This is a genomic window from Paraburkholderia sp., assembly GCF_036488795.1.
Classification (GTDB): domain Bacteria; phylum Pseudomonadota; class Gammaproteobacteria; order Burkholderiales; family Burkholderiaceae; genus Paraburkholderia.
Map to the genome: position 1 here is coordinate 1 of NZ_DASXHA010000171.1, position 22,593 is coordinate 22,593.

At 63.9% G+C, this 22,593-nt stretch carries 18 protein-coding genes; 8 read left to right on the top strand and 10 right to left on the bottom strand.

The genetic code is table 11. The features are described from left to right. Both VGH41_RS25090 and msrB read right to left on the bottom strand, forming a co-directional pair. A partial coding sequence (locus tag VGH41_RS25090; protein WP_414696713.1) for a cytochrome c biogenesis CcdA family protein occupies nucleotides 1-369 on the bottom strand: 369 nt, incomplete at its 3' end. 48 nt (nucleotides 370-417) lie between these two features. Beyond that, complete coding sequence (msrB, locus tag VGH41_RS25095; RefSeq protein ID WP_331600364.1) at nucleotides 418-930, bottom strand: peptide-methionine (R)-S-oxide reductase MsrB; 513 nt, start codon at nucleotides 928-930, stop codon at nucleotides 418-420. Nucleotides 931-1,129: 199 nt separating this feature from the next. On the opposite strand from msrB, the gene VGH41_RS25100 reads away from it, so the two are divergent. After that, nucleotides 1,130-1,879: a response regulator transcription factor gene (locus VGH41_RS25100; protein ID WP_331600365.1), complete on the top strand. Its 750-nt coding sequence runs from the start codon at nucleotides 1,130-1,132 to the stop codon at nucleotides 1,877-1,879. Next, nucleotides 1,876-3,369: a HAMP domain-containing sensor histidine kinase gene (locus tag VGH41_RS25105; RefSeq protein ID WP_331600366.1), complete on the top strand. Its 1,494-nt coding sequence runs from the start codon at nucleotides 1,876-1,878 to the stop codon at nucleotides 3,367-3,369. The genes VGH41_RS25100 and VGH41_RS25105 overlap by 4 nt, the downstream gene beginning before the upstream one ends. Here VGH41_RS25105 and VGH41_RS25110 read toward each other — a convergent pair. After that, nucleotides 3,363-3,791 (bottom strand): TOBE domain-containing protein, encoded by a 429-nt coding sequence (locus VGH41_RS25110; RefSeq protein WP_331600367.1) that lies wholly within the window; start codon nucleotides 3,789-3,791, stop codon nucleotides 3,363-3,365. The genes VGH41_RS25105 and VGH41_RS25110 overlap by 7 nt on opposite strands. A gap of 268 nt (nucleotides 3,792-4,059) precedes the next feature. Next, entirely contained in the window at nucleotides 4,060-5,361 is a 1,302-nt protein-coding gene (locus tag VGH41_RS25115; RefSeq protein ID WP_331600368.1) for an NRAMP family divalent metal transporter, read from the bottom strand. A gap of 186 nt (nucleotides 5,362-5,547) precedes the next feature. Between VGH41_RS25115 and VGH41_RS25120 the strand changes: the two genes are divergently transcribed. After that, entirely contained in the window at nucleotides 5,548-6,054 is a 507-nt protein-coding gene (locus VGH41_RS25120; RefSeq protein ID WP_331600369.1) for a DUF421 domain-containing protein, read from the top strand. 76 nt (nucleotides 6,055-6,130) lie between these two features. Here VGH41_RS25120 and VGH41_RS25125 read toward each other — a convergent pair whose 3' ends face one another. Beyond that, nucleotides 6,131-7,708: an altronate dehydratase family protein gene (locus VGH41_RS25125; RefSeq protein WP_331600370.1), complete on the bottom strand. Its 1,578-nt coding sequence runs from the start codon at nucleotides 7,706-7,708 to the stop codon at nucleotides 6,131-6,133. Between the two features lie 175 nt (nucleotides 7,709-7,883). Between VGH41_RS25125 and VGH41_RS25130 the strand changes: the two genes are divergently transcribed. Then, nucleotides 7,884-8,894 carry a LysR family transcriptional regulator gene (locus VGH41_RS25130; protein WP_331600371.1) on the top strand — a complete coding sequence of 337 codons (1,011 nt, stop codon included), beginning with the start codon at nucleotides 7,884-7,886 and terminating at the stop codon, nucleotides 8,892-8,894. Nucleotides 8,895-8,930: 36 nt separating this feature from the next. Here the strand turns inward: VGH41_RS25130 and VGH41_RS25135 are convergent, their stop codons facing one another. The 5 genes from VGH41_RS25135 to VGH41_RS25155 all read right to left on the bottom strand — a co-directional run bounded on the left by VGH41_RS25135 (nucleotide 8,931) and on the right by VGH41_RS25155 (nucleotide 14,407). Further along, the gene (locus VGH41_RS25135; RefSeq protein WP_331600372.1) at nucleotides 8,931-9,836 is read right to left on the bottom strand and encodes an SMP-30/gluconolactonase/LRE family protein; all 906 of its coding nucleotides are present in this window, start codon (nucleotides 9,834-9,836) and stop codon (nucleotides 8,931-8,933) included. Between the two features lie 53 nt (nucleotides 9,837-9,889). Continuing rightward, on the bottom strand, nucleotides 9,890-10,888 hold the full coding sequence (locus tag VGH41_RS25140; RefSeq protein ID WP_331600373.1) for an ABC transporter permease: 999 nt from the start codon (nucleotides 10,886-10,888) through the stop codon (nucleotides 9,890-9,892). Then, the gene (locus VGH41_RS25145; RefSeq protein WP_414696714.1) at nucleotides 10,885-11,838 is read right to left on the bottom strand and encodes an ABC transporter permease; all 954 of its coding nucleotides are present in this window, start codon (nucleotides 11,836-11,838) and stop codon (nucleotides 10,885-10,887) included. Before VGH41_RS25145 ends, VGH41_RS25140 begins: the two co-directional genes overlap by 4 nt. A gap of 17 nt (nucleotides 11,839-11,855) precedes the next feature. Next, complete coding sequence (locus VGH41_RS25150; RefSeq protein ID WP_331600375.1) at nucleotides 11,856-13,349, bottom strand: sugar ABC transporter ATP-binding protein; 1,494 nt, start codon at nucleotides 13,347-13,349, stop codon at nucleotides 11,856-11,858. A gap of 65 nt (nucleotides 13,350-13,414) precedes the next feature. After that, on the bottom strand, nucleotides 13,415-14,407 hold the full coding sequence (locus tag VGH41_RS25155) for an ABC transporter substrate-binding protein (protein ID WP_331600404.1): 993 nt from the start codon (nucleotides 14,405-14,407) through the stop codon (nucleotides 13,415-13,417). A gap of 327 nt (nucleotides 14,408-14,734) precedes the next feature. On the opposite strand from VGH41_RS25155, the gene VGH41_RS25160 reads away from it, so the two are divergent. From VGH41_RS25160 to VGH41_RS25175, 4 genes are all read left to right on the top strand, one after another. Then, the gene (locus VGH41_RS25160; protein ID WP_331600376.1) at nucleotides 14,735-15,718 is read left to right on the top strand and encodes a LysR family transcriptional regulator; all 984 of its coding nucleotides are present in this window, start codon (nucleotides 14,735-14,737) and stop codon (nucleotides 15,716-15,718) included. Between the two features lie 873 nt (nucleotides 15,719-16,591). Then, nucleotides 16,592-19,783 carry an efflux RND transporter permease subunit gene (locus VGH41_RS25165; RefSeq protein WP_331600377.1) on the top strand — a complete coding sequence of 1,064 codons (3,192 nt, stop codon included), beginning with the start codon at nucleotides 16,592-16,594 and terminating at the stop codon, nucleotides 19,781-19,783. Beyond that, the gene (locus VGH41_RS25170; RefSeq protein ID WP_331600378.1) at nucleotides 19,773-20,960 is read left to right on the top strand and encodes an efflux RND transporter periplasmic adaptor subunit; all 1,188 of its coding nucleotides are present in this window, start codon (nucleotides 19,773-19,775) and stop codon (nucleotides 20,958-20,960) included. Before VGH41_RS25165 ends, VGH41_RS25170 begins: the two co-directional genes overlap by 11 nt. Then, nucleotides 20,953-22,458, top strand: a complete 1,506-nt coding sequence (locus tag VGH41_RS25175; RefSeq protein WP_331600379.1) for an efflux transporter outer membrane subunit — start codon at nucleotides 20,953-20,955, stop codon at nucleotides 22,456-22,458. Before VGH41_RS25170 ends, VGH41_RS25175 begins: the two co-directional genes overlap by 8 nt. Nucleotides 22,459-22,593: the final 135 nt, after the last annotated feature.

Below are 22,593 nucleotides of genomic sequence, written 5' to 3' on the forward strand. Positions count from 1 at the left end.
AAACGACGACCCCGCGCGCACCTGCTGGCCGTCGGCCTGGGCGAAGTTCGACAGCCGGTTGCCGGCGCTGACGAGGGGCCGCATCAGATGATCGGCAAACCGCGGCAACAGCAGCGTCAGACCGAACACGGCGAGCAGCGCGATGGCAAGCCAGCGGCCGTACTGGTTCGCCTGGGTGACCCAGCCGCCGCCGACCGCGGCGAGCGTCGCCACCAGGGCGAAGGTCAGCGCCATGCCGGCTAGCAGCGGCAGGCCGCTGCGCACGAAGGGCTGATCGGCGCGCGCGAACACGAACGGTAGCACCGGCAGGATGCACGGACTGAGGATCGTCAGGGCGCCCCCGAGGTAGGCGAGAACGATGAGTAGCATGACTGTTCCAGGCGTTGTTTTTAGGCTTTATGTGGGTGTCGTTCGGACTCAGGCAGCCGCTGGCGTAAAGTTCATGGCGAGCCCGTTCATGCAATAACGCAGGCCGGTCGGCTTGGGGCCGTCGTCGAAGACATGCCCGAGGTGGCCGCCGCAGCGGCGGCAATGCACTTCCGTACGCGACATGCCAAATGAACTGTCTTCGCGGGTCTGTACCGCGTGTTCGAGCGGCGCCCAGAAGCTCGGCCAGCCGGTGTGGCTGTCGAACTTGGTGCGCGACGAGAACAGGTCGAGCCGACAGCCGGCGCACCCGAACACGCCCGCCCGATGCTCATTGTTCAGCGGACTGGTGTAAGGTCGCTCGGTGCCTTCTTCGCGCAGCACGGTGTACTGTGCCGGGGTCAGCAGCTGGTGCCATTGCTCGTCGGTGCGGGTGAATTCGAAGCTTGCGGCGGGTTTGCCGGCATCCGCCGGCGCCGCGGCCACTTTCGGCCAGCGGCTCACCCCGATCAGTGCCGCCACCGCGGCACCGCCCACATACAGGAACCGTCTACGACTTTGCATGATGTGCTCCCTGGCGACAATCTGCTGAACGATGGCTTCATCGTAGGCCGCCGCCGGTGTCAAAGTCCTCACGAAAAGTTAAATTAAATGTGATAACTCGCCGCCCGGAAATTTTGCACAATGGCGCATCGGCCGCTTGCCGGCGCTGGTTCACCCAAACACCCGAAGCCGGCCCAAACCGCCCCAGATCGCGACCTCCATGGATCATTCCAAGCGCATCCTGATCGTCGAAGACGACATCGATATTGCCAACGTGCTGGCCCTGCACCTGCGCGACGAACGCTATGAGGTCGTGCACAGCGCCGACGGCAATGAGGGGCTGCGGCTGCTGGAACAGGGCGGCTGGGATGCGCTGATCCTCGACCTGATGCTGCCTGGCGTCGACGGCCTGGAGATTTGCCGGCGCGCCCGGGCGATGACCCGCTACACCCCGATCATCATCACCAGCGCCCGCTCGAGCGAGGTACACCGGATTCTCGGCCTCGAGCTGGGCGCCGACGACTATCTCGCCAAGCCGTTCTCCGTGCTCGAACTGGTCGCGCGCGTGAAAGCGCTGCTGCGGCGCGTCGAAGCAATGGCGAAAGATTCACGGATCGACGCCGGCAGCCTGCAGATCGCCGGCCTCACGATTGATCCGCTTGCGCGCGAGGCCGCCGTCGAGGGGCGCCGCATCGAACTGACGCCGCGCGAATTCGACCTGTTGTATTTCTTCGCGCAGCAGCCGGGCAAGGTGTTTTCGCGGATGGATCTGCTCAACGCGGTGTGGGGTTACCAGCATGAAGGCTACGAACATACCGTGAACACCCACATCAACCGGTTGCGGGCAAAGATCGAAGCCGATCCGGCCCAGCCCACCCGGATCCTGACCGTCTGGGGCCGCGGCTACAAGCTCGCCGTGTCGTCTGACGGCGCCCCGGCGCAGGACACTCCAGCCACGGATGCGCCATGAATCTCACGCTCACCCAGCGCCTTTCGATCGTGTTCGCCGCGCTACTGCTTGCGTGCTGCGGCGCGTCGGCGTGGCTGCAAATCCGCTCCAGCGATCTGCATGACAAGGAAGTGGTACAAGGGCTGTCGCGCGACCTCGCCGGTCACATCGCCCGTAGTGCGCCGTTGATGGATGCGAACGGCTTGCGCCCCGATGCGGTGCGGCAACTGTTCGGCCAGCTAATGGTGGTCAACCCGAGCGTCGAAGTCTATCTGCTCGACAGTCAAGGACGCATCAAAGGTGACGATGCACCCGTTGGACATCTGAAGCGCGAGCAGGTGGACCTCGCACCGATCCGCCGCTTCATCGCCGGCGACGCGCTGCCGATCCTCGGCGACGATCCGCGCAGCGCCGACGCCCGCAAGGTCTTCAGTGCCGCGCCATTGCAAGCGGCTGGACAGGCGCCATCGGGCTATATCTACGTCGTGCTGCTCGGCGAGGCGCACGACCGGCTCGCCGCGCGCGTGAGCGCCAGTTCGGTATTGCGCACCACGCTGTGGTACACGGCGCTCGTGACCTTGCTGGGACTACTCGCGGGCCTGACGGCGTTCGGGCTCATCACGCGTCCGTTGCGGCGCCTGTCTGCCGCGATGCTGCGCTTTGACGCCAATGGCGAGCCCGATACGCAGCCGAAAGTGCCGCGCTCGTCCTCGGCGGGACCGCGTGATGAAATCGCGGTACTCGAGACGACTTTCGCGCAGATGGCCGCGCGGATCGCCGAACAATGGCGCGCACTCACGCGGCAGGACCAGCAGCGGCGCGAATTGCTCGCCAATATTTCGCACGACTTGCGCACGCCCTTGACGTCGCTGCATGGCTACCTCGAAACCTTGTCGCTCAAGGCGGACACACTCGGCGAGACCGAGCGCAAACGCTATCTGGCGATCGCGCTTGCGCAAAGTGTCAAGGTTGGGCGGCTTGCCCAGGCATTGTTCGAGCTGGCAAGACTCGAACATGGCAACGTCCAGCCGGCGTGGGAGGAATTCTCGCTGGTCGATCTGGTGCAGGACGTATTCCAGAAGTTTGAATTGCCTGCGGAAGCGCGGCGTATCCATCTGCGCGCCGACATTCCGCAGCGCCTGCCCAGCGTCTGCGCCGACCTCGGCATGATCGAGCGCGTGCTGACCAACCTGCTCGATAACGCGGTCCGTCATACGCCCGCTGAAGGCACCATCAGCGTCGATCTGGCGTATCGCGACAACAAGGTTGCAGTCACCGTCAGCGACACCGGCCCTGGCATTCCGGCGAACCTGCGCGACGGGCTATTCGAACGTCCCTTTAGCTCCGGGGGCACGCACCGTGGCGGCGGGTTCGGGCTGCTGATCGTGCAGCGCATGCTGCAGTTGCATCACAGCCAGATACGTCTTGTCGAACACGTGGGCACTGGCGCGACGTTTTGCTTCGAACTCCCTACGAGCGTCAGTGCCCAGACAACAGCGGCCGCTTACTGAGCGACGCCGAGAATCACGCTCGATGCCTTGAAAATCGCCGTAGCCGGTTTGCCGCTTGCCAGTCCGAGCCGATCCACACTTTCATTGGTGATAATGGCCGCGATCTGCGCGCCGCCCGCAGCGGCGATCGTCACCTCGGCATTCACTGCGCCTTTGGTCACCGCGGAGACCGTACCGGCAATGCAATTGCGTGCCGACACCTGATTGCTGGTGACATCAACCATGACGATCACCGACGACGCCTTCACTAGCGCAAACGCCGACTTGCCTTGCGTCAAGCCGAGTGAAGTCGCGCTCCCATGCGTGATGACCGCGACGACCTCGAGGCCGTCTTTGGTACGCAGCGTGATCTCGTCGTTGACTGCACCGTGCTTGACTTCAACCACGTCGCCTTCAAACTGGTTCCGGGCACTGGTTCGCATTTGTGATCTCCTTGCTGGTGTTGTGCGCTCGCGCGACGATTAAGAACGCCTTGTTTAAGGCCGGCGATCAAGTGTATCCAGAACGCTCGCCGCGCGCGAGACATAACGTCACCCGCCAGTCGATTTGCCGCAGTTCAACGCACCGCTATATAGATGCCTTTACAACGCTAAGGAGACCAATCGAAGTCCCGATCCGCAGTGTGCAACGGCCCGTTACACCTGCGCGATGCGCGCAAGCACGTGCAACTTGAAAACGCCCTTGCCTGCTTCACGAAAGCCACCTGCACGCAAACTCCGCGAGCAGTGCTGCGCCCATGCACGAGGTAGCGAGCCAGCACAGCGCGCGCAGCGTCCAGTGCGCGCTGAGATCGCCGACTGCCGCGTGCTTCGTGCTCAGCAGCACGAGCAGCACCATGACCGGCGTCGCGGTCGAACCGTTGATGACGGCGCCCCAGTAGAGCACGCGCACGGGTTCGATCTGCATGAATGCGAGCGACACGCCCGTCATGATGCCAAGCGTCATGACGACGACCAGTGCCAGCGCGATGGTGCGATTACCTTCATCGCCAGCGCGAGGTTCGAACGCGCTCGCCGCCGCTTGCGCGGCGGAGCCGGCGAGCGGCGGCAGCGCAAGCAGCGCCGTTCCGAGGAACGCCAGCCCGAGGGCCGGCGCGGCAAATCCGTGCGCGAGCGGTTCGATCACACGCGCGGCATCGAAGGAATCATGCAGTCGGTACTGCGTGGCATGAAGCGTCGCTGCCGCGGCGCAAATGATGAAAAAGCCCACCACGTTGGAAAATGCTGTCCTGACGAGCGTGTCCTTGCGCATCTTCTGCAACCGGTGCTGGCGCCGCGCGCGATCTTGCCCGCTGGGCCCGCCCCGCTCTTCGCGCAATTCCTCTACCTGCTGCTGCGCCTGCGAATACAGAAGGTACGGACTGATCGTCGTGCCAAACACTGCGAGCAGCATCGTGAAGTACCCGGTCGTCCAGGTGATGTGAGGCACGAGAGAACGAAGCGCGATGATTCGCCACGGCAGATCCAACATAACGGCCACGCCGACGTAAGCGAACAGGATCGCCGTAAGCCATTTCAGCACCTGCGCATAGCGCGCATACGGGACGAACCATTGAAGCGCCAACGACAAAAACCCGCCAACCACAGTAAATAGCGCGACCGGCCCGTGCCACAGGAACTCGGCGGCCACGCCCATCGCGAGCACGTCGGCGGCAATATTGAAGGTATTGGCAATGAGAAAGCGCGCGACGGCGAGGTAGAACAGAAAGCGCGAGTAATGCTCGCGCATGTTCGCAGTGAGCCCCTTGCCGGTCAGGATCGCGATGCGCGCCGCTACCAGCTGGAACGCAACCATCGACGGATACGACAGCACGCATGCCCACAGCATGTCGTAACCGAACTGCGCGCCGGCCAGCGAATAGGTGACGATGCCGCTAGGGTCGTTATCCGTCGCCACGGAGGCAAGCCCCGGACCCAGATCCGCGGCCCACGAACGGGCCGGGATCTCGTCCGGCCCCTTCATCTCTTGCCCGACTTCGCTTGCCGGCAACATGATCCGCGTGTCCTTCGACTCATACCGCTGCTGCGCATCCATTGCGGTGCCCAGCCCATACCAAGCGTGGTTGAGCAGGGTTTGTGCCTGCGTCGTCGCGCATCGTCTGGAATGGTATTTGCTGCCGCAGCATGCAAGCCGACAGGCGACAATCGGCAACCGCACGGTCGCGGAGGAGGCGGACAAATGGCACTTCTCGTTGCACTCTTCGGCGAAGGCAAGAATCTGAATTCCCTGCAGATGGGCATGCGTGCCATCGCGGTCTTCTTCGCGACGCTCGTACTGATCCGCATCTCCGGGCGTCGCTCGTTCGGCCAGCGCTCGCCCTTCGATTACGTCGTTGCGGTGCTGCTGGGTGCAACACTCAGCCGCGTCATCGTCGGCGCTTCGCCAGCCGTTCCCACGCTGGTCGCTGCGCTTGCCATCGTGCTGATCCATCGCGCCCTTGCATGGGCGTGCGTGCGGTCGCGCAAGCTCGAAGTGCTGGTGGTCGGCGTGGAGCGAGAGCTATTCCGTGACGGCCAGTTCAACGAAAAGGAAATGTCCGCGGCGCTGATCACTCGCGCGGATATTTTGGAGGCGGTTCGCTGCGAAATCGGCACGCGGGATCTCAGCACACTGCGGAGTGCCAACCTCGAGCGAAATGGCGAAATAAGCCTGATCCGCAAGAAAGCGGATGCGAGCGGGCCATGAGGCCCGCATGCTCACCGTCTGCGCGACACAACCGCGAGCCGCGCGTCCGGGCGGCTGCGGTGCAGCGAAAATGCTGTCACGTGATCGCGCCGATCTGCCAGGGCACGAACTCGTTTTGCCCGTAACCATGCAGCTCGCTCTTCGACATCGAACCTGACGCAGTCGCTAGCATCAGTTCGAAGATGGCTTGCCCGACCTGATCCACGCTTTGCTCGCCTTCGAGTATCGAGCCGCAATTCAGGTCGATGTCTTCTTCCTGGCGCCGCCACAACGCGGTGTTGGTCCCCAGCTTCAACGATGGCGACGGCGCACAGCCATACGCCGAGCCGCGCCCGGTCGTGAAGCAGATCAGGTTCGCGCCGCCCGCGACCTGGCCGGTCGCCGAGACCGGGTCGTAGCCCGGGGTATCCATGAAAACCAGACCATGCGCGGAAACCGGCTCTGCATAGCGGTACACCTCGACGAGGTTGGTCGTGCCGCCCTTGGCCACCGCGCCAAGCGACTTCTCCAGAATCGTCGTGAGACCGCCTGCCTTGTTGCCCGCCGAAGGATTGTTGTTGAGGTCGGCCTCCATACGCGCGCAGTAGGCTTCCCACCAATGAATCCGCTCGACCAGTTTTTCGCCCACTGCCCGTGATACCGCGCGGCGCGTCAACAAATGCTCGGCACCGTACACCTCCGGTGTTTCGGAAAGAATCGCGGTGCCGCCATGTGCGACCAGACGGTCCACTGCGGCGCCCAGCGCGGGATTCGCCGTGATGCCGGAGTAACCGTCGGAGCCGCCGCATTGCAGGCCGATCACCAGATGGCTGACGTCCACGGGTTCGCGCTGCACCTTGTTCGCTTCGACCAGCATCGCCTTGACCGTCTCGATGCCTGCGGCCACGGTGCGTGCCGTGCCGCCCGTGGCCTGGATCGTCATGGTCTTGAGCGCGGCGCCGGCCGTCAGGTTTTCGCTCTGCATGAGACCGTCGATCTGGTTGGTCTCGCAACCCAGCCCCACAATCAGCACTGCCGCGAAATTCGGATGCCGTGCGTAACCCGCCAGCGTGCGGCGAATCAGACCGAGCGCCTCGCCTTCCGCATCGACTGCGCAGCCTTGTCCGTGCGTGAGCGCGACCACCCCGTCCACGTTCGGAAACGCTGCCAGCGCTTCAGGATGGATATCGCGGCGGAAATAGTCGGCAATCGCGCGCGCCGCCGTCGCCGAGCAGTTCACCGAGGTCAGGATGCCGATGTAGTTGCGCGTGGCGACCCGTCCATCGGCCCGCACGATGCCCATGAAATGCGCACGCTTCGTGCCCTCGCGGGCCGGCTTCGCGTCGACGCCATAGGCGTAGTCGCGATCGAACTGCCCCATCGACAGATTGTGGGTATGCACGTGCTCGCCCGCTTCGATCGCGCGGCTCGCAAAGCCGATGATCTGCCCGTAACGGCGCACCGGCGCACCCGCATCGACGGCACGCACCGCGAGCTTGTGTCCCGCCGGAATCAGCCCGCGCACAGTCAGATCGCCGCCAATCTGCATGCCCGCGACCAGTTGCTGACGGGCAATCACGACGTCGTCATCCGGATGCAGACGCACCACCGGGTCTGCACTGACCGGCGTAGCGCCGGCGGTTTTGGCCGTGGTTTTCTCAGCCTCGAACGTCATGATCCTGTCTCCCATAAAAATGCTGTCTTCATACTTTTTTGCCTGCGCGGTAACCACCGCGTAGGCGCCCATCCGCGAAGGCACATGCCACTCTAGGCCGGTCACTCATAAAGCGCCAATCGCAGCTTGAGTACAATCGATTCCATATGGTTATGAGCGAATCGGCGTTTACCCTATGTCCAGATCTCCAGCCGTCCCTGCCTCAAACGTTCTGACGCGCTTGCGTTTCAGACATCTTCAGCTGCTCGATATCCTCGGACGCACGCGCAATCTGCGCATTGCCGCCGAGCAGATGCACATGACCCAGCCCGCCGCGACCAAGATCCTGGGCGACATCGAAAGCATGTTCGGCGCGCAGCTGTTCGAGCGGCTGCCGCGCGAAATGCGGCCCACCGATCTGGGCGTTTTGGCCCTGCGATACGCCGGCACCGCCGTCGCCGATCTGGGCAAGTTCGCCGGCGAATTCTCCGCCCTGAAAAACGGCGGATACGGGCGGCTCGCGGTCGGCGCCATCACCGCATCATCCGCCCAGGTCGTCACGGCCGCGATCAAGGAAATCCAGCAGCGGCGCCCGCGCCTCATCATCCGTCTGGTCGAACAAAGCAGCGACCAGCTCGCGGTCTGGCTGGAGGAGAAAAAACTCGACGTGATGATCGGACGTCTCACGCAGGCGCATCAGCAGCGTCTTTTCCAGGTCGAAGATCTCGCCGCCGAGCCGGTGTGGGTCGTGGTCGGGCGGCATCATCCGCTGCTGGAAAAGGCACGTCTGGAGATCGCGGATCTTGGCGGCTGGCCGTGGATTGTTTACCCGGGTGCGACGGCGATCCGCCAGCTGTTCGACGAAACCTTCACTGCGGCCGGCATGGTGGCGCCGGTCGGCATGGTGGAAACGCCCTCGATCTTTTCGACCCTCGAACTGCTGCAGGCCACCGACATGATCTCGCTGCAGCCGCGCGCCGCAGTCCAGAAGTACGTCCAGAACGGCCTGCTCGGACATCTTGAGGTGCCCATCCGGCGCACCATGACGCACTACGGCGTGATCACCCGCAAGAACGAAATTCCCTCGCAAGCGACCCAGGAATTCGTCGCCATCCTGCGCGCCGCCGCCAGGCGTCTGGGCGATCACGCGCCGTCCCCCGACGCCCAACGCGACGCGGTCAACCTCGTGCATTCCGAGCCCGGATGAACATGGCCATGTCGCGGTCACGGTCGTGGCGTAAGCTCAAACGGCCGCGCCGCGCACGGCCACGTAGAGCGAATACAGCGAGGTATTCGCGGCAATGAACAGCCGGTTGCGATGCACGCCGCCGAAGGTCAGGTTGGCGACCACTTCCGGCAACAGGATCTTGCCGAGCAGTTCGCCGTCAGGCGAATAACAATGCACGCCGTCGAGCGCGCTGGTCCAGACGTTGCCGTACTCGTCGACCCGCATGCCATCGGGCACGCCCTGCTGGATCTCCACGAACTCGCGGCCGTTGCGCAGCGTGCCGTCTTGCACGTCGAACACGCGGATGTGATGCGGCGCACCTTCGATATGCGATGACGCGGAATCCGCGATGTAGATACGCCGCTCATCCGGCGAGAACGCGAGACCGTTCGGCTTGACGAAGTCGTCCGCCACCAGCGCGACTTCGCCGCTTTCGGGCGCGACGCGGTACACGTTGCAGCGGCCGATCTCGCTGTCGGCGCGGCCGCCTTCGTAATCGCTAAGAATGCCGTAGTCGGGGTCCGTGAACCAAACCGACCCATCGGACTTGACGATCACATCATTGGGCGAATTCAGCCGCTTGCCCAGATACGAGGCAGCCAGCACCGTGATGCTGCCGTCGTGTTCAGTGCGCGTCACGCGCCGCATGCCGTGTTCGCAGGTGACGAGCCGCCCTTCGCGGTCGCGCGTATTGCCGTTGGAGAAATGCGAATTGGCGCGGAACGTGCCCACCCCCATTCCCGGCACGAAACGCAGCATGCGGCTGTTGGGAATGTCGCTCCAGACGAGGTAATCGCCGGCGGGAAAATACACCGGGCCCTCCGCCCATAAACAACCGCCGTAGAGCTTTTCGAGCGCCGCGTTGGGCTGCAGTAACGCGCGAAACCGCGCGTCGTGAACTTCAAAGTCTTTCGGGTCCATGCGCTTTGTCTTCCCGTTGCACTTGAGGTTAAGCCGGAATGAGTCCGGCGCTGTCACTGACGCGCAGACCGACCGCCTGCCGCCACCACGACGAAGATGATGAGCACACCATAGGCGATCGAGCGCACGCCGGCACCCGCACCCAACGCGTTGAGCACCGCGTTCGTGAGAAACAGAAACATCGAGGCGCCCCACACGCCGATCACCGTCGCGCGGCCGCCCGTCACCTGGGTGCCGCCAATCACCACGACCGCAATCGAAATCAGCATGTATTCGACGCCCATATCCAGCGTCGCGCCGCCCGATACCGCCGCGAGCAGCACGCCGGTCAGCGCCGCGATGGCGCCGGAGAGCATGTACACCTTGCAGCGCGTGGTCTCGACGCCGACGCCCGCGAGCCATGCCGCGCGCGGATTCTGGCCGACCGCCGAAAGACCGCGGCCGAACACCGTCAGGTGCAGCAGAACCGCAATCACCACGGATAGCGCCAGCGCAATCCACGCAAGATGCGGAATGCCGAGCAGGTGACCGTTGGCGAAGGCTTCCAGCGCGGGCGGCGGCGCGTTCATACCCCGGCTCTGCGTGATCGCCACGGACTGGATGATGAAACTCGACGACAAGGTCGCGATGATCGGTGGAATACGCAGCACGCGAATCAGCAGATAGTTCGCAAGGCCGACCACAGCCCCCGCGGCCAGCGCCGCGGCAAAGCCGGCGATCACGCCCTGTGCCGCCATCACGTGCACGCCGACCATGCCGGCGAGCGCGATCACGGACGGCACCGACAGGTCGATATTGCCGGGCCCCGAGGTGATGACGACCATCTGCCCGAGGCCGACCAGCACCATGAAGACGCCGAACACGAGCGCCGTCAGCACGACGTTGCCGGCAATGCCCAGCCCGAACACGCTCGCCGTGACGATGCCCACGCCGATGGCGCCGACAAACGACCACGCCCACGGCGCGCGGGCACCCTTGAGTCTGGCTGTCAGCGTAGGCCGCGGCTCGGCGGCGGACGACGCGGTGGAGTGAAGCGGTGACGGCTGGTTCATCGGCGATCCCCCGTGCGTTGCAGCAGCACGCGCAGCGATAGCACGGCAATCAGGATGGCGCCTTGCATGCCCACTTGCCAGTCCGGCGAGATGTTGAGAAACGCGAGGAACGAGGCGGCCACCGTCAGCGTGATCGCGCCCAGCACGGCGCCCCACACCGACACGCGTCCGCCGACGAACTCGCCGCCACCGAGGATCACCGACGCAATCGACAGCAAGGTGTAGCGCAACGCGAGATTCGAGTCCGCCGAGGTCGTGAGACCCAGCAACGACAGCCCCGAACACACGCCGAAAATACCGGCCACGCCGTACAGGATCGCGCGGCTTTTGACCATCGACCAGCCGAAGCGGGTCATGGCACGCGGATTACCGCCTGCAGCCCTGACGCGCACGCCCGCCGACGAGCGCATCAGCAGCAGATGGCCCACCAGGGCGATCACCACCGACCATACGATGGGCGCGGCAATGAGCGGCGTCTGATACGTCATCAGCGTGTTGAGCCAGCCAGGGCTCGTGCCGCCCGGCGACGGCAGCAGCAGCACCGCGAGTCCGGTCCACACGAACGACAGGCCGAGCGTGACCACGATCGACGGTATCAGACGGTATTCGATCAGCGCGCCGATCGCCGCATACAGCAAGACGCACGCAAGCAGCGCCGCCGCGCCGAGCCAGGGCTCGCGCACCAGCAAGGTGGCGCCGATGCACGCCGTGAGGCTGACGAATGCGCCGATCGACAGGTCGAGGTCGTTCACGGTGATCACGGCGAGCTGCGCCAGGGTGGCGAACACGATCGGCACCGCCAGATTCAGCAGCAGTCCCAAACCGAAATAGCTGAACGTGGCGGGCTGCAGAATGAAGATGGGCACCAGAATCACGATCAGCGAAAACACCGGCAACAGCGCTCTCAAACGTACATTGCGTGCGTTGCGGCCATTCGTGACGGTGCGCATTGTCGCGGAGTGGGGCGTCATGCGGCTTGCTCCTCAAAGCTGGCTGCGAGCAGTGCCTCTTCGGTGCATTCGTCGGCGTGCAGCACACGCGTCACGCGGCCCGAGCGAAACACGTAAGCACGATCGCACCAGGCAAGTTCGTCGTTTTCGGTGGTGTACCAGATGAAGGTACGCCCGTTCGCGGCCTCGGTGCGCACGAGTTCGTAGATGTCGCGCTTCGTGCCGATGTCGACGCCACGTGTGGGATCGTCCATCACGATCAGGTCGGCATCCGAAGCCAGCGCGCGTGCGAACAACACCTTCTGCTGATTGCCGCCGCTCAGCGACAGGATGCCCGCGCTGGTCGCCGCGCCACGAATGCCGATCTTCGCGCGCCAGTCCTGCACGAGCTTGCGCACGCCCTCGGCGTCCACCAGAAAGCGGCGCCGCAGCGGCGTGGAGGCACCGTAGAGCGAGCGGATCGCGAGGTTTTCGCTGATCGACCACAGTGGGAATACGCCGTCGTCGGCGCGATCGCCCGCGACGAATGCCACGCGCGCGGCGGCGCCGCGGCGCGTCGAGTCGCGGTAGATCGACAACAGCGCCGCCGTCTGGCCCTGACCGGCCAGCCCGGCAAAACAGAGGATCTCGCCGCGCGCCGCGCTGATCGTCGAGCGCTTCGCTGCGACAGGGCCGACCTGCCACGAAAAGTCCGCCGCGCCGTGTCGCGCGCGACCGGTCTGGCGCGCTTCGCGTTCGACTTCGACGTGCTGTCCCATTGCGCGGACAATCGCGTCTTGCGTCAACGCTTCGCGCGGCAATACGGCGGCGGACATGCCGTCGCGCATCACCAGCACGCGGTCCGCGACCCGTTCGATCTCGCCCAGCATGTGGCTGATCAGAATGCAGGTGATGCCGCGCGCCGCCGCCGCGCGGATAAATACCAGCAACTGGTCGGCGGTGTGCGCATCGAGACTGGAAGTCGGTTCATCCAGAATCACGAGCTTCACCGGCGCGGCCACCACCGTAAAGCCTCGCGCAATCTCAACCATCTGACGCTGCGTGAGCGTCAGGTCCGCGACCAGTTCATTGCCCTTCAAACCGTGACCCGGAAAGATCGCGTCGAGCTGTTCGACCATCAACGCGGTCGCTTTCTTGCGCCAGCCGCGCCCCTTCAGTTGCGGATGCAGGATGCACATGTTCTCCGCAATCGAGAGGTTCGCGCACAGCGACAACTCCTGGAACACGCAGCGCACGCCGGCTTCGCGCGCGGCGTTGGCGTCGTAATGACGAACCGCCTGTCCCTCTACCGTTACCGTGCCGGAGTCCGGCGTATACACGCCTGCCAGAACCGCCATCAAGGTGGATTTGCCGGCGCCATTGTGGCCGGCCACGCCGACACATTCGCCCTTGCGGAACGCGAAGTCGATGCCGCTCAACGCCTTGACCTGACCGAAAGTCTTGCCGATACCGGCAAGCCCGATCAAGGCCTCGTCCGATGTGCCGCCAGATGATGCAGCGAGTGAAGCCATAGAGTCTCTCTTGCTTCCAGCCACGGCCAGCGGCGCCGCGCGCGCGGCGCCGCTGGCCGCGTGCCTTACTTGGAGTCGACGATCTTGAGCACTTCGTCGCGCGTGTATTCCTTGTTGGCGAGCTGGCCCGGCGGGGTCTTCGCGAGCACGGAGTCGAGCTCATCCGCCTTGACTTCGAGCAGCGGCATCTGGATGTCGTGCGGCAGCTTCTTGCCCGCCAGCAGTTGTTGCGTCACCCAGAAGGCAAACGTCGATGCGCCCGGCGGAATCGTCACGGACAACGTCTGATAGCCGTTCGCCTTGCGTTGTTCGGCCCACCACGCCAGCTCTTCCTGACGATTGCCGAGAATGATGATCGGCGTCGCACGACCCGCCTCGGCGAACGCCTTGGCTGTGCCGAAGCCGTCGCCGCCTTGCGTCACGACACCGTCGATTTTCGGCAGCGTCGGCAGCACGCCGGCCACCTGCTTTTGCGCGACGGTCTGCGTCCAGTCGCCGTGCACGGAGCCGACGATCTTCAGGCCGGGATACTTCTTGAGTTCGTCGACGATGCCCTGGTGGATCTCGTCATCCACCGACACGCCGGCCAGGCCCCGGATCTCTAGCAGATTGCCCTTGCCGTTCAGGCGCCTCGCCATGTAGTCGACCTGCATCGAACCGAGCTGGCGAAAGTCGACTGTAATGCGATACGCGCAAGGCTCCGTTGAAATGCCGTCGAACGACACGACGGTCACGCCTGCGCCGCACGCCTGCTTGATGACACCGTTAAGCGCGCTGGGTGAGACGGCATCCACGGCAATGCCCTTGAAGCCCTGCAGGATCAGGTTTTGCAATTGCTGGACCTGCTCGGTGGCCTGGTTCTCAGCGGTGGTGAAGGTCGGCGCGGCGGCGACCACTTTCTGCCTGACGGCGTCGTCGGCGACCTCCGACCAGCTTTTGAGCATCGACTGGCGCCAGCTGTTGCCCGCGTAGTTATTCGAGAGCGCGATTTTTTCTGACGACGTGCTGCCGGTCGCCAACTGAGCACTGGCTGGGCTGGCCATGCTGATGCACACCATGGCGGCAAGAATGCCGCAGGCCACATTCGATCTCACGTGCTGTCTCCGTTCTGGTATTTGAAAGATTCTGAAGCACAAGGACGAGCGGAAGCGCGGACGTTACCCGCTCCAGGCCAAGTCTATTAAGGCCGCCAGGCCTTATCCAATTGCGTATTCCGCGCGAGCGATTCCCGTTGGTTATCGGTTCGGCAACGTAAACCCTGATCGCAGGCGGGTGACTTCATCGCGTCGCGCACCAGACGCGTGCATGACCAAAATGTAATGAACGCGCTACGTTGATGTCATTGGTGCATAGGCAAGCTGGTCACACGCTTTCTGGAGCACGCCATGAATCAGCTCGCCTCGCTACGCATCTTCGTCAAGGTCGCGGAATCGCTGAACTTTGCTGAAGCCGCCAAGCAACTCGGAATTTCGAACTCCGTCGTGACTCGCAGCATTGCGACGCTCGAACAGCACCTCAGCGTGCGGCTGATCAATCGCACGACCCGGCGCGTCGCGCTGACACCCGCCGGGGAGAGCTACTTTCAGGGCTGCGTACAGGTCCTGAAGCAGCTCGACAGCATGGACGAGACGATTGCTTTTGCGTCCAGCCAGCCGGGCGGCCCGCTCAGGATTGCAACCTGTTCCGCCTATGCGAACACCGAACTCTCCGAAGTCCTCGCGGCGTATCGCGCCGAAGAACCGCGCGCCAATTTCGAGCTGACCGTGTTCGAGAATCTGGCCGATGTCGCGGTCACCGAGTTCGATGTGTGCTTCAGCGCCGAGCGCCGCTTGCGCGATTCGTCGCTAGTCTGCCGGCCGCTCGCCCGCACCCGCGACGTGATCGTCGCAACACCGGCTTATCTCAGCCGCCATCCCACGCCAAACACGCCGGAGGCGCTCGCGCACCACGATGTGCTGCTCGCCTCGGATGCACCGAGCCGGTATTGGGAATTCCGCGAGCGCGAGCGCACGCATCGCATCGTCGTGAAGCCGATCATGAACCCGCAGAGTCCGTTCATCGTCAAGCGCGCGGTACTGGCGGGACTGGGCATCGCCCGCCTGTCGAAATCGATCGTGCAGGAAGAGCTCGCCGCAGGCACACTCAAGTCGCTGCTAGGCGGCTTTACGCTCGACGGTGACGAGCGTACCGTGTGGATCCTGTATTCCGGGCAGCCGCATATGGCCGTTGCCGTACGCCGCTTCGTGGACTTCGTGGTGACCCGTTACCGTGAGAACAGTCCACGCGGCAATCTCAATCGGCCGGTTTCCGCGAATCTGCTGCAACAGTGCTCAAGCACCGCGGATTTCCTCTCGAGCAGCATTTTGTAAATCCCAGCGCGGCTTCGCCTCAAGAAGCCGGCCCAATTTGCGTCATTCGTTGCAGACGCGCTGTACGTCTCAAACGGCATGCGAATATGGCGTGCGAATGACAACGGCGCACAGTCATTTCTTGCTGGGCGCGGATAAATTCTCCATTCCGCGAACGAAACTCCCTCCGTTTTGCGCACGACTGTTTTGCGCAAATGATCCCTTTCATAACGCGTAGTCGACCGTTAATCTGCGTCGGCTCGTCAACGCGTCTATGGCACCCATACCCGCCTTAAGACCCGAAGTGTTTCGCTGACTAATCAGTCCAGGCGCGACGAAACCCTTTAGACACGGCGTTAGCAGGCATTGGCGCCACCCAGGGCGGTCGCTCCGGCGCGTGACGGATGCAGCATCGGCACTTCTCTCCGCGCATATGGCCATTGCGTGGTTGCCTGATACGTCACTCAAGCGGACCCCGGTTAGTCGTATTCCAATGCCTCAAGTCTGTTTTTGACGTTCAGCAAGAATCCAGTGCTTTGTGTACATTCCCGCTTGGGTTTCATTGCGGCGCATTTACACATGTTCCAAAGGTAATCCCCTTCGTTGCAGAAGTCTTTCGCTACAGAGCCGGATAACCGGCCTGTCGATTGAAAGACGTGCAAGCCTGTTTGATTGATCAGAAGCCGTGTTGCGATTATCGAAAGATGCAGATTATTCGAAGCCTTAGCCAGCATTCCGTCACGTTCGAACCAGCCGCTGCGCGCGCAGTGACGCGGGCAGCGTTGTGTGTCCGTGGCGTGCGCAAGCACGCAGTTCGCGCCCGTCGCACGCCGCGCTAGCCGCCGGTATGTACCCAGCCGCAATTACGTTTTCCCCCAAAGCCCTGGAATTGTCATGCTCGGCCTAGTCCGTATAGCCCTTAGGCGACCCTACACTTTCGTCGTGCTGGCGATCTTCATCCTGATCATCGGACCGTTGTCCGCGATGAAGACGCCCACCGACATCTTCCCCGACATCAAGATTCCGGTGATCAGCGTGGTGTGGCAGTACACGGGTCTGCCGCCTGATCAGATGGCGGGCCGCATCACCTCGCCGTTCGAGCGCACGTTGACGACCACCGTGAACGACGTCGAGCACATCGAGGCGGAATCGGTGGCCGGTTTCGGCATCATCAAGATCTTCTTTCAGCCGGGCGTGAACATCAGCACGGCGAATGCGCAGGTCACGGCCGTCGCGCAAACGCAGTTGCGCCAGCTGCCGCCCGGCACGACGCCGCCGCTGATCCTGAACTACAACGCGTCGACGGTGCCGATCATCCAGCTCGCGCTGTCGGGCAAAGGCCTCACCGAGCAGAACCTCGGCGACCTTGGGCTGAACGCGGTGCGCCCGGTGCTCACCACCGTCGCAGGCGCGGCGATTCCGTATCCGTTCGGCGGCAAGACGCGTGAGGTCCAGATCGATGTGGACCCGGTGGCCATGCAGGCGCGCGGCCTGTCCGCCCAGGACGTGGCCAATGCGCTCGCGGGTCAGAACCTGATCACGCCGGTCGGCACGGAAAAGATCGGCGATTACGAATACACGCTGCAGCTGAACGACGCGCCGTCGCAGATCAAGGCCCTGGGCGATCTGCCGGTCAAGGCGGCCAACGGCACCACGGTCTACATTCGCGACATTGCCAACGTGCGCGACGGCAGCCCGCCGCAGACCAATATCGTGCACGTGAACGGCAAGCGTTCGGTGCTGATGTCGGTGCTCAAGAACGGCTCGGTGTCGACGCTCGGGATCATCTCCGGCATCAAGGCGCAGGTTGCAGCGGGCAAGGCCTCGTGGCCCGATAATCTGCAGATCGACGCGATCGGCGACCAGTCGATCTTCGTGCGGGCCGCCATCACCGGCGTGGCGCGCGAAGGCGTGATCGCGGCCGTGCTGACGAGCCTGATGATCCTGCTGTTCCTCGGCAGCTGGCGCTCGACCATCATCATCGCGACCTCGATTCCGCTCGCCATTCTCGGCTCCATTGCGACGCTGTCCGCGCTCGGCGAGACGCTCAACATCATGACGCTAGGCGGACTCGCGCTCGCGGTGGGGATTCTGGTCGACGATGCCACCGTGACGATCGAAAACATCAACTGGCACCTCGAGCACGGCAAGGAGGTGGAGACGGCGATTCTCGACGGCGCCGCGCAGATCGTGACGCCCGCGTTCGTCTCGCTGCTGTGTATCTGTATCGTGTTCGTGCCGATGTTCTTCCTGAACGGCGTCGCGCGCTTCCTGTTCGTGCCGATGGCCGAGGCCGTGATCTTCGCGATGATCTCCTCGTTCTTCCTGTCGCGAACGCTCGTGCCGACCATGGCGAAATATCTGCTGAAGCAGCACACGCTCGGCGAACACGAACACGAGACCAAGCGCCCGGGTCCGCTCGGACGTTTTCAGCGCGGCTTCGAAGCGCGCTTCGAGAAGGTCCGCGCCCGCTATCACGGTCTGCTCGAACTGGCGTTGAACCATCGGCGTCCGTTCGTGATCGGCTTCCTCGGCTTTGTGATGCTGTCGTTCGCGCTGGTGCCGTTCCTGGGACGCAACTTCTTCCCGTCCGTGGATGCCGGCCAGATTCTGATGCACGTACGCGCGCCGGTCGGCGTGCGGGTCGAGAAGACCGCGCAGGTGTTTGCGAATGTCGAAGGCGCGATTCGCCAGATCATTCCGCCGGAAGATCTCGGCGCCGTGGTCGACAACATGGGCCTGCCGGTCAGCGGTATCAATACCGCATACAACAACACCGGCACGGTCGGCTCGCAGGATGGCGACATCCAGATTGCGCTGAACGAAGGGCATCGTCCGACCGACGAATACGTGCGCGAGATGCGTGAGCGCTTGCCGCGCGAATTCCCGGGTGTGACTTTCTCGTTCCCGCCGGCTGACATCATCAGTCAGATCCTGAACTTCGGCTCGCCCGCGCCAATCGACCTGCAGATTCGCGGTAACAACCTGAGCGCCAACTTCGCCTACGCCGACCATCTGCTGCGCCAGGTGCGCCAGGTACCGGGCGTGGTCGACGCGCGGATCGCGCAGTCGCAAGCCAACCCGACCTTCAACGTGGATGTGGACCGCACGCGTGCCCAGCTGGTCGGCGTTACCGAGCGCGACGTGACCAACAGCATGGTGGTCAACCTCGCCGGTTCGAGCCAGGTCGCGCCGACTTTCTGGCTGAACAATGCGAACGGCGTGTCGTATCCGATCGTGATGCAGACGCCGCAATACAGCCTCGATTCGCTCGCCGCGCTGCAGAACCTGCCGATCACCGCAAGCGGCGGCGGCACTCCGCAGATCCTCGGCGGCCTCGCGACGGTGCAACGCACCAGCAGCAACGAGGTGTTCAGCCAGTACAACATCCAGCCGATGGTCGAGATTTTCGCGACCACCCAGGATCGCGATCTCGGCGCCGTGGCGGCAGACATCCAGCGCATCGTGCACGAGAACGCCGGCACGCTGCCGAAGGGTTCGACGGTCGCGCTGCTCGGTCAGGTGCAGACCATGAACAGCGCCTTCGCCGGGATGCTGTTCGGCCTGCTCGGCGCGGTGGTGCTGATCTATCTGCTGATCGTCGTCAACTTCCAGTCGTGGGCCGACCCGTTCGTGATCGTGATGGCGTTGCCGGCCGCGCTGGCAGGCATCGTGTGGATGCTGTTCGCCACCCATACGACACTGTCGGTGCCGGCCCTCACCGGTGCCATCATGTGTATGGGGGTGGCGACCGCCAACTCGATTCTGGTGGTCAGCTTCTGCCGCGAGCGCCTCGCCGAGCATGGCGATCCGTTCAAGGCCGCGCTGGAGGCGGGCTTTACGCGCTTCCGGCCGGTGCTGATGACCGCGCTGTCGATGATCATCGGCATGGCGCCGATGGCCCTCGCCCTCGGCGAAGGCGGCGAGCAGAATGCGCCGCTCGGCCGTGCCGTGATCGGCGGCCTGCTGTTCGCCACTACCGCTTCGCTGTTCCTCGTTCCTGTCATCTTTTGTATCGTGCACGCGCGCCCTGGGCGCGCCACTACCCCGGCATCCGTCTCGGGAGGTCCCGCTCATGTCGTCTGAATCCACTTTCCCCACTAATCCGCCGTCACGCCGTCCGCTGGTCGTAGCCGGTGCAGTTGGCCTTTTGATCGTGTTCGGCATTGTCGCGTCCGGTCTCGCGCTGCGTGCGCAAGACGCGCACAAGCTCAAGACCTGGACCGACGCCCAGGCTGTGCCGACCGTCAACCTGATCCAACCCATCCGCGATGCGAACGGGCCCTCGCTGCAACTGCCCGGCCGTCTCGAAGCGTTTACGCGTGCGCCGATTTTTGCGCAGGTGAGCGGCTATCTGAAGTCGTGGAATGTCGATATCGGCGCGCCGGTCAAGGCAGGCCAGCTGATGGCTGAGATCGAAACGCCCGAACTCGATCAGCAGATCCTGCAGGCGCGTGCAGATTTACAGACCGCGCAAGCGAATGCGTTGGTGGCGGGTACCACTGCCAAGCGCTGGGAAGCGTTGCGCGGCACGGATTCGGTCGCGCAACAGGACGTCGATCAACGCACGGCCGATTACGCCGCGAAGGCGGCGATCGTCGCCTCGGCGAAGGCCAATGTGGACCGCCTCGTCGCCACCAAGGCGTTTGCGCGCATCGTCTCGCCGTTCGACGGCGTGGTGACCGCCCGCGACACCGACGTCGGCGCGCTGGTAAACGCCGGCAGCGGCGGCGTGGGCCAGGAGCTGTTCGCGGTGTCCGAGGTCAGGCAATTGCGCGTCTACGTGCAGGTTCCGCAGAACTACGCCCCGGCGGTCCACGACGGCACGAGCGCGACGCTGACCGTACCCGAGTATCCCAATCAGCAGTTCACCGCGCGCGTGGTCGCCGCGGCCGGTTCGGTCAACTCGAGTTCCGGCACGACGCTGGTGCAGTTGATGGTCGACAATTCGAACGGCAAGCTGCTGCCGGGCGGTTTCGCCAGCCTGAAGTTCACGCTGCCGGCTTCGCCTGATGCGCTGCGTGTGCCGGCCAGCGCACTGGTGTTCGACAGCCGCGGGACGGTGTTGGCCACGCTGGGTGCGGATGGTCACGTGCATTTCAAGCAGGTGAAGATCAGCCGCGATCTGGGCGACTCCGTGGAGATCGGCTCGGGCCTCGCTGCAACGGACCGCGTGATCGATACGCCGCCTGACGGACTCGCCGACGGCGACAGCGTGCAGGTTGCGACGGCCACGGACAAGAAGGCGGCCGGACATGCTTAAGGTGTCGCTTCGGTTGCCTCGCCGCACTCCTCTGCCGGCTCGACTTCCCGCGCTGCTGGCGAGCGTCGTCGCGCTGTCCGCCTGCTCGCTCGCGCCAAAATACCAGGTGCCGTCGACACCGGTTGCCGCGCAGTACAAGACGGTCGGACCATGGACCAGCGCGCAGCCCGCCGACCGGATCGACCGCAACGGCTGGTGGAAGATGTACGGCGACGCGCAACTCGACGATCTGGAAACACGGCTGCTCGCCAACAATACGGATTTGCGCGCCGCCTACGCCCACTATGCGCAAGCGCAAGCGTTCGTCGCACAGGTCGAGTCGGGGCTGTATCCGACCGTCACTGCAAGCGCCGTGCCGCTGCGCCAGCGTCAGTCCGACACCGCACCGTTACGCGGAAACGGGCCGGCCGACTACAACTCGGTCACGCTCGGGGCCAGCGTCAAATACGACCTCGACCTGTGGGGCCGTGTGCGAGACTCGGTCGTGGCCGGCAAGGATGAAGCGCAGGCGAGCAAGGCCGATCTGGCCTCCGTGCAGCTAAGTCTGCAGGTCGAACTGGCGGACAGTTTCGTCCGCCTGCGCGGTCTCGACCAGCAAACCGACCTGTTGAACCAGACGGTCATCGCTTTTGCAAAGGCGCTGCAGCTCACGCAGACCTTGCATAACAGCGGCATCGTCTCGGGTCTCGACGTGTCGCGTGCGCAGACGCAACTGTCATCCGCACAGTCGCAGCTGTCGCAAAACCTCGCGCAACGCGCGCTGATCGAGCACGCCATTGCGGTACTCGTAGGCACGTCTGCATCGGAATTCAGCTTGCCGCAGCAGACTGCCGTGATCCCCCTGCCCGCGGTCCCAACCGGTCTGCCTTCGACGCTGCTGCAACGCCGCCCTGATGTCGCGGCGGCCGAGCGCCGGGTTGCCGAGGCCAATGCCAAGATTGGCGTGGCGCGCGCGGCCTACTTCCCCGACATCACGCTGGGCCTGCAGGGCGGCGTGCAAAGCGCAGCCTACTCGGGCCTCGTGAGCGCGCCCAATCTGTTCTGGGCAATCGGCCCGCAACTCGTCCAATACGTGTTCGACGGCGGCTTCCGGCGCGCACAGCTGGATGCAGCCAAGGCGGCAACCGAGGAGGCGGGTGAACGTTACCGCAGCGTCGTGCTGGCGGCTTTCCAGCAGGTGGAGGACAACCTCGCGCTGCTGTCCTACCTGGGCACGGCGCTCGGCCAGCAGAAGGACGCCGCGAGTGCCGCGCAGTATTCGGTGAATCTCGCGTTGAGCCAGTACAAGCAAGGCACCGTGGGCTACCTCGATGTCGTGCAGGCGCAGACGGTCGAACTCCAGGCAGAGCTCGGCGTGCTCGATATCCAGACGCGCCAGCTCAGCGCGAACGTGCAACTTCTGGATGCGCTCGGTGGTGGCTGGTCGAGCGACGAGCTCGCGCAAGTGGCGGCAACGCCCGCACTCGTCGCCACGGCGACGACACCCGCCACGAACTAAAACGTCTGATTGGGGCAAGCCGCATGACCCGGTGTCATTGCGGCATTGCACTTTTCAGAATAATCCTCAATACGACGCATATAAAACGCAATAACCCGGTGCGTCGCATTCCCCGCATTAATCTCCTCCCCGACT